We start from the raw sequence: 2,312 nt of genomic DNA on the forward strand, positions 1-2,312 counted from the left end.
TGTCAGCACCCGATGACGCGCCAAAATCAGCGCTAAAATACTTCTTGCGCTTGGGGCGGTTACACGTGTTGCATAAATCGCGGATTGGACGAGTTTTCCCCTTGTCCGGACGGACTTACCCTGCGGGCTCTGTGACAGGTATGCCAAGAGCGGTGTCGCGGTTGAGCACCGCGATCCAGATCTGGAGCTCAGCGACCTGCTGATCGAAGTCGCGGGCCATGAGGCATTGGCCAAGGAGTTTGACGCAGATAATTTTTGTCTCTGCGCGGCTCCCGCGCTGATACCCGCTCCAACGTCGCCACAATGCCTTGCCAAGATAGCGCGATGCACGCACCGCCTCGTTTCGGGTGACGGCCCCGGGGCTCGTGGGCTTCCATGGTTTAGCGTTCTTGCGCGGAGGTATGACGGCGCCAGCTCCCCGAGCGGCCATCACATTGTGACATCCGCGTGTGTCGTAGGCCCCATCGGCAGTGACCGTAGCAATCTCCTGCTCGGGTGGGATCTGTTCCAGCAGGTCAGGCAGCATGGGCGCATCCACTGCCCGGCAGGCGCATGCGCAGCATGCTGCCGAGAGGGGCCGGCATTGCTTGTCGTGACGCCGACCGCGCGGATCTCCAGTGTTTGCTCGTCCATACCGAGATGCAGCTTGAGCCAAAGGCGCTTCTTTGTCCCGCCATGCTTGCGGGCGTTCCACTCTCCTTCGCCCTCGGCCTTGATCCCGCGCGGCATTGTCTTCGGACCAATGGCGGAAAATGCCTTGCCGTCGATCAACAGGTGCAAAGGACCTGCCCCACCGCGATAGCGGATGGCGACGTTCAAGGTTTTCTGGCGGCGACACAGGGTGCTGAAGTCCGGCACTTTCCAGTCAAGCCCTGCCAGCCGCAACAAGCTTTCGACGAACCCTTTCGCCAGTGGGCTCGAACCAGTGGCGCCTTCACTGGCTCACTCTGCCGAAGGGGCGTGCCGAATAGGAGCTTCATCGCGAGACAAATTTGGATGGCTGCGTCGCTGAACTCAGGCTGACGCCCGCGCTTGTCTGTCGGGCACGCATGCCAAGGCATCTCAAGATCAAACCAAATTGCAAGAGAACCGCGCTGCTTCAGCGCCGTGTTTTTCGAAGGCCAGTTCCTAGTCTTGTACGGCGTTGTTGCAAAACTTCTGCCTGAGGTGTGGCTCCCCCTTACCCCACTGACGTTATGCTACGCGAACGATCACGGCAGTGCCGAGTGCGTTGAAACGGTTTATGAGTGCGATGCGGATGTGGATTTCGGCGGTCTGGGTCGCGGGCAGCAATGCGTTCGCCGAAGGCCTTTAAGCTCTGGACTCATTGAATATCACATACAATAGATGACGACTGCGGCGAGAGCGATGGCAGAGAAGAATACTTTGGGGCATCGGTCGTATCTGGTTGCCACACGCCTCCAGTCCTTGAGCCTGCCGAACATAATCTCGATGCGGTTGCGTCGTTTGTAGCGGCGCTTGTCCCTTGCCCGGCAGGGCATTGCAAAGAAAGAGGTATTTGACCGGAGGCTTGCGTTGCTTCCGGCTAGGAATGCAGGCGCGTATCCCTTTGTCTTGCAAGGCTTCTCGAAACCAGTCAGCGCCGTAGCCCCAATTTCCAAGCGGCCAATCGACGTTCGGCAGGCTGCTGAGCAGCGCCCGCGCGCCGATGTAGTCGCTGACCTGCCCAGCGGAGACGAAGAAGGGGATCGGGCGGCCCTGCCTGTGGCAGAAGGCGTGCAGTTTCGTGTTCATGCCGCCCTTGGTTCGCCCAATCAAGCGACCGCGCCCCCCTTTTTGCGCCCAGACTGGACGCTGTGCCCCTCTCACACATGCTTTGCATGTGCTGCCGGGCAGTGGGTGGGCCTTCACGTAGGTAGCATCGATCATCACCGTCTTCTTTTCACCGTGCCTTGCTGCCAACCCGGCCAAGATCTGCGCGAAGATGCCTTTATCGCTCCAACGCTTCCATCGGTTATAGAGCGTCTTGTGCGGACCATACTCCTTCGGTGCATCTCTCCAGCGCAACTCATTACAATTGATGAAGATAATCCCGCTCAGAACGCGCCGATCATCGACACTCGGCTTACCATGGACTTCGGAAAGCAGGGCTCCAGGCGCGTCATCTGCGCATCGCTCAGCCAGAAGAGATCAGACATGTCACCGCACTGTTTTCGCGCGGTGAATCATGCCCTTCCGATGAAATCAATGGGTCCTGACCCTAACACCTGGTCCGATCTGAGAGGTGGTCCTGAATTTTCGACCAGTTTTCCGCCGGGCTAAGCTGTAGCATGGGTTTCATTTCAGGCGGC

At 58.9% G+C, this 2,312-nt stretch carries 3 pseudogenes; all 3 read right to left on the reverse strand.

Going from position 1 to position 2,312, the window contains the following annotated elements:
• Positions 1-115: 115 nt before the first annotated feature.
• Positions 116-1,103 (reverse strand): annotated as a pseudogene (locus Q4543_RS24145) (IS5 family transposase).
• A 91-nt stretch (positions 1,104-1,194) separates the two neighbouring features.
• Positions 1,195-1,315 (reverse strand): annotated as a pseudogene (locus Q4543_RS24150) (IS5/IS1182 family transposase); the annotation flags it as partial.
• 19 nt (positions 1,316-1,334) lie between these two features.
• Positions 1,335-2,159 (reverse strand): annotated as a pseudogene (locus Q4543_RS24155) (IS5 family transposase).
• Positions 2,160-2,312 lie beyond the last annotated feature (153 nt).

The sequence above is a fragment of the Salipiger sp. 1_MG-2023 genome, from assembly GCF_030547555.1.
In the GTDB taxonomy this organism is placed as follows: Bacteria; Pseudomonadota; Alphaproteobacteria; order Rhodobacterales; family Rhodobacteraceae; genus Salipiger.